At 72.7% G+C, this 5,035-nt stretch carries 4 protein-coding genes; 2 read left to right on the top strand and 2 right to left on the bottom strand.

Features of this window, described 5'->3' with window-relative positions:
* Positions 1 to 2 precede the first annotated feature (2 nt).
* A complete protein-coding gene (locus ACFU6K_RS31105) occupies positions 3 to 1,229 on the bottom strand; it encodes a threonine aldolase family protein (RefSeq protein WP_380668674.1) in 1,227 nt (408 codons plus the stop codon).
* Positions 1,230 to 1,583: 354 nt separating this feature from the next.
* Between ACFU6K_RS31105 and ACFU6K_RS31100 the strand changes: the two genes are divergently transcribed.
* Positions 1,584 to 2,516, top strand: a complete 933-nt coding sequence (locus tag ACFU6K_RS31100; RefSeq protein WP_380668672.1) for a M23 family metallopeptidase — start codon at positions 1,584 to 1,586, stop codon at positions 2,514 to 2,516.
* Positions 2,517 to 2,553: 37 nt separating this feature from the next.
* Here the strand turns inward: ACFU6K_RS31100 and ACFU6K_RS31095 are convergent, their stop codons facing one another.
* Positions 2,554 to 3,186: a TetR/AcrR family transcriptional regulator gene (locus ACFU6K_RS31095; protein ID WP_380668670.1), complete on the bottom strand. Its 633-nt coding sequence runs from the start codon at positions 3,184 to 3,186 to the stop codon at positions 2,554 to 2,556.
* Positions 3,187 to 3,408: 222 nt separating this feature from the next.
* Between ACFU6K_RS31095 and ACFU6K_RS31090 the strand changes: the two genes are divergently transcribed.
* On the top strand, positions 3,409 to 5,004 hold the full coding sequence (locus ACFU6K_RS31090) for an MDR family MFS transporter (RefSeq protein ID WP_380668668.1): 1,596 nt from the start codon (positions 3,409 to 3,411) through the stop codon (positions 5,002 to 5,004).
* The last annotated feature ends 31 nt before the right edge of the window (positions 5,005 to 5,035 follow it).

Genomic DNA, 5,035 nt, shown 5'->3' with positions numbered 1-5,035 from the left:
GGTCAGGCCCGGACGGCCGACAGCCGGTCCAGGAAGGCGGCGGACGCCACCGCGACGTCGGCGGCGGTCCAGTCGAGGGCGGGCGCGGCGACCGTGACCTCGGTCACCGACAGCCCCGGCGGCCCGCCCGCGCGCCAGGCGCCGAACAGCCCGATCCCGGTGTCCTCGGCCAGCCCCAGCCCGGCCTCCTCCAACTCCCCGACCGGGTAGGGCAACCACAACTGGAACTGGTGGGTGTGCGGCGGGGCCGGGTGCACCCGGGCACCGGGGACGGCGGCGAACGCCCGGGCCAGCGCCCCGGCGACCGCCCGGGCGTGCGCCACGTACCCGGCCAGCCGCGGCAGTTCGCGCTCCAGCCCGGCCAGCGCGGCGAGCGCGAACGGCCACTGCTGGTAGAGCTGGCCGCCGTAGCGGTGCCGCCAGGCCCGGGCGGTGCGGACGAAGCCGCCCGGGCCGGCCAGCGCGGCGCCGCTGATCCCGCCGAGCGTCTTGTAGAAGGAGACGTAGACCGAGTCGGCCAGGCCGGCGACCTCCGGCAGCGGCCGGCCGAGGGCGACCGCGGACTCCCAGATCCGGGCGCCGTCCAGGTGCAGCGCCGCACCGTGCTCCTCCCGCACCACCGAGGCCAGCTCCACCAGCTCCGGCCAGCCGGGCAGCACGAACCCGGCGTCGCGCAGCGGCAGCTCCAGGCTCAGCGCGGCGTACGGCTCGTCCAGGGCGCGCAGCTCCTCGGCGGTGGGCTGGCGCGGCTCGGCGGTCGGCCAGAGGCTGCGCAGCCCGGACAGCACACCGAGCGCGTGCCGCTCGTGCCGGTCGGTGTGGGCCAGCGGGTGGGTGACCACGGTGCGGCACCCGGCCGCCTCGGCGTGGATCCGCAGGGCGATCTGCTGGGCCATCGTGCCGGTCGGGAAGAAGGCCGCGTCCTCGGTGCCGAGCAGCTCGGCGACCCGGTGCTCCAGGGTGCGGACCACGCCGTCGCCGTACTGGTCCGGGCGGCCGTCCAGGTCGGGGACGCCGTGCGGGTCGGGAGCACCGTCCGGGTCGGGGGCGGCATCCGGGTCGGGGGCGGCGCCCGGCGGCGGGCCGGCCAGGTCGGCGAGGCGTTCGCGGATGCTCTGCGGCCGGGCCCCGGACAGCAGCCGCTCGCAGCCGCGCAGGGCGGCGAAGCGGCGGTCCGGCAGGCTCGGGCGGTCACCGGCGTCGGGGTCTTCGCTCCTGTTGCCATACATGGCTCGATGGTCCCGCAGCGGGCCGGACCGGTCAGCGGTGCGGACGGAAAGCGGTTCGAGGCCGCGAAACCCCGGCCGCGCGTGGTGCTGGTCACAGGCCTCCGGCGCGGTACGACCGGCGGTAGTAGCGAGGCCGGGGAGGCGGCGGGCGGCCCGGAGCGGTCATGGGCGATCCGATCTCATGATCATTACTCCGTCGGTTTGAATCTCCGGCACCACGATGACTACACGCCGTAGTACGTCACCGCGTTTGGGACTCCGCCCGGTGACCGTTACACCTGAGTGGTCCCCCGCTCAGCACGCGCCCGAACGGGCACTTCGTGCTGCCCTCGTACGATCCGTGAGGTACGGCAGATGTCCACCGTCCCACCCGTGGGGCCGGCCCTGCGCCGGCTCGCCGCCCAGGCGGCGGCCCGGGCCGCCGCCTGGCAGCCCCGGATCGGCCACGCCGTCCGCACCCAGGCCGCGCCGCTGCGTGCCCTCGGGTCCCCCCGGCACACCACGCTGCCCGGCAGCCGTCAGCGGGCCGAGCACGACCACGCGCTGGTCTCGGCCGGAGCGGTCGCCACGCTGCTCGCCGGCGTGCTGCTGGTGGCCACCCCGGGCACGGCCTCGGCGCAGACCGTACGGCCCACCACGCCGGGCAGCTCGGCCTTCACCGTGCCGCGGGCGGAGGTGCCGAGCGCGGGGCTGGTCCAGGTGGCCGGCCCCAGCCCGTACAAGTTGCCCGACGACGGGGACTCGGCGCAGGAGTTCGTGACGGTGGCGCCCAACCTGCTGCCGTTCGAACCGCCGACACCGGAGCCGGAGCCGGAGCCCGCCGGTGAGCCGGCCCCGGAGGCCGGACCCGCACCGGAGCCCGGCCCCGCGCCGGAACCCGGGTGGTCGGCGCCGGTGCCGAACGCGCCGACCAGCAATCCGTACGGGAAGGCCAACCGCAGCTACGCCGCCGGGTACCACACCGGGGTGGACTTCGCGGTCTCCCCGGGCACGCCGCTGCTGGCGGTCGGCGACGCGAGCGTGGTGTCGGCCGGCTGGGACGGCGCGTACGGCAAGGAGGTCGTGCTGCGGCTGGCGGACGGGCACTTCGCGCAGTACGCCCACATGTCCTCGGTCACCGTCTCGGCGGGCCAGCGGGTGTCCGCGGGCGAGCGGATCGGGCTGTCCGGGAGCACCGGCAACTCGACCGGCCCGCACCTGCACTTCGAGATCCGGACCAGCAACCGCTACGGCGCGGTGGTCAACCCGATCGCGTACCTCGCGGGGCACGGCGTCACGGACTTCTGAGCCGCCCAGGGCACCGGGCCCTCCGGGACCGGTGCCCTCAGCCGGCGGTGCGGGCGGGGTGGCTGATCCCGGCGCCGATCTCCAGCGCGATGTCCCGGGCCGCCCCGATCGCCTCGTCCAGGCCGGCGGGGGACGGCTGCTCGCCCCACACGTTCGGGGTGTGGGCGCAGTCCGCGGTGTCCTGCTTGAGCAGGAACAGCGACGAGTGGACGGTGAACAGCGCCATCGCGGCCCGCAGCCGGTCGTGGAAGTCCGCCTCCGGCCCGTGCACCAGCTGCATCATGGTGATCATGCGGTCCCTGAAGGCCAGCCCGGCCGGGGACTCGCGCAGTGCGGGCTGGTTCTCGTGGAAGAAGCGCAGCAGCGGGGCCCGCTCGGCCATACCGTCCGCGAAGCGGCGGATCAGCTCGTCGCGCATCTCCGGGCTCCAGGCCTGCTTGCGGCCCCACGCGATGGACTCGTCGATCGGCGCGGCCATCCGCTCGACGATGCCCAGGACGATGTCGTCCTTGGTCTTGAAGTGGTAGTAGAGCGCGGCCTTGGTGACGCCCAGGCGGTCGGCGATCTCGCGCAGTGAGGTCTGCTCGTAGCCCTGCTCGGCGAAGAGCTCCAGTGACACCTCGATGATGCGAGCCCGGGTGTCGCTGCGGGGGCTGTGCGGAGTGCCCATGGCCTGCCTCATGACTGCGTCGGTGACTACTGCGGACCGCGGAGCGGTGTCCGCCCCGGGCCCATTCTCCCTGCCCGGAAGGCCGGTCGGGAAACTGGCTTGACGACCGGCTAGGAAACAACCTACCGTGCCGACGGTCGATAAACTAGCCGGGCGACAAGTAAGTGAGCCGCCGCGCGGCACGACGCTCCGTCCGAACCACCCTCCGGGAGACCCCACCTCATGTCACAGTCCAAGACCGCCGGCCCGGTACCGGAGGACAAGACGGCCGAGGAGGAGCAAACGCGGTCGCCCCGCGAGATCCGCCTCGTGATGGTCGGCCTGGTCGTCACCATGCTGCTGGCCATGCTCGACAACCTGATCGTCGGCACCGCGATGCCGACCATCGTCCACGACCTCGGCGGCGGCGAGCACCTGTCCTGGGTGGTCACCGCGTACACCCTGGCGACCGCCGCCTCCACCCCGGTCTGGGGCAAGCTCGGCGACATGTACGGCCGCAAGGGCACCTTCCTCACCTCGATCGTGATCTTCCTGGTGGGCTCGGCGCTGTCCGGCCTGTCGCAGAACATGAACGAACTGATCGGCTTCCGCGCCGTGCAGGGCCTGGGCGCCGGCGGTCTGATGGTCGGCGTCATGTCGATCATGGGTGCGCTCGTCCCGCCGCGCGACCGCGGCAAGTACCAGGGCATGTTCGCCGCGGTGATGGCCCTCGCCACCATCGGCGGCCCGCTGGCCGGCGGCTTCATCACCGACCACCTGAGCTGGCACTGGACCTTCTACATCAACCTGCCGCTCGGCGTGATAGCGCTCGCCGTGGTCGTCGTCACCCTGAAGCTGCCGAAGGTCCGCAACACCGCCAAGATCGACTACGCGGGCGTCGTGCTGCTCACCACCGGCATCACCTCGCTGGTGCTGATCACCACCTGGGGCGGCCAGCAGTACGCCTGGGGTTCCAAGGAGATCCTGGGCCTGACCGCGCTCGCCGCCGCCTCGCTGATCGCCTTCTGCTACGTGGAGCAGCGGGCCGAGGAGCCGATGCTCCCGCTGAGCCTGTTCCGCAACCTGAACTTCACCCTGGTCTCGATCATCGGCTTCATCGTCGGCTTCGTGATGTTCGGCTCGACCGTCTTCCTGCCGCTCTACCAGCAGACGGTCCAGGGCGCCTCGGCCACCAACTCCGGCCTGCTGCTGATGCCGATGATGTTCGGCATGCTGATCGTCTCGCTGGTGGTCGGCCAGGCCGTCACCAAGACCGGCAAGTACCGGATCTACCCGATCATCGGCACCATCGTGATGACCGTCGGCCTGATCCTGCTCTCCACCATGGGCATCGGGACCAGCAGGTTCACCTCGGCCTGCTGGATGGTCGTGCTCGGCGCCGGCATGGGCTTCCTGATGCAGATCACCATGCTGGTCGCGCAGAACAGCGTCGAACTCAAGGACATGGGCGTGGCCAGCTCCACCGCCACGCTGTTCCGCACCATCGGCGGCTCCTTCGGTGTCGCGCTGTTCGGCGCGCTGTTCAACAACCGGGTGACCGACACCATGTCGGAGATGCTGGCCGGGAAGCCGATGCCCCCGGGCGGTATGAAGGACCCGCAGCAGAGCAGCCTGGAGGAGCTCCACAAGCTGCCGGACTACGTCCAGGACGCCTACAACCACGCGGTGTCCAACGGCATGCACACCGTCTTCCTGTGGGGCGCCGGGGTGGCCGTGATCGCGATCGCCGCGGCGGTGTTCCTCCGCGAGGTGCCGCTGCGCGGCACCGGCAAGGGCGAGGCTCCGGCCGAGTCCTCGCTGGAGGCGGCGGCCGTCTGACCGCCCCGCCCCGTACGGCGCCCCCGGGAGG

It is taken from the genome of Kitasatospora sp. NPDC057512 (assembly GCF_042802135.1).
GTDB lineage: Bacteria > Actinomycetota > Actinomycetes > Streptomycetales > Streptomycetaceae > Kitasatospora.
Note: the sequence above shows the minus strand (reverse complement) of the source record. Positions and strands in the feature narration are given on the sequence as shown.

What these genes read in the sequence shown, in the direction of transcription:
- ACFU6K_RS31105 (WP_380668674.1), bottom strand. Translation starts at nt 1,229, where the DNA reads ATGTATGGCAACAGGAGCGAAGACCCCGACGCCGGTGACCGCCCGAGC.
- ACFU6K_RS31100 (WP_380668672.1), top strand. Translation starts at nt 1,584, where the DNA reads ATGTCCACCGTCCCACCCGTGGGGCCGGCCCTGCGCCGGCTCGCCGCC.
- ACFU6K_RS31095 (WP_380668670.1), bottom strand. Translation starts at nt 3,186, where the DNA reads ATGGGCACTCCGCACAGCCCCCGCAGCGACACCCGGGCTCGCATCATC.
- ACFU6K_RS31090 (WP_380668668.1), top strand. Translation starts at nt 3,409, where the DNA reads ATGTCACAGTCCAAGACCGCCGGCCCGGTACCGGAGGACAAGACGGCC.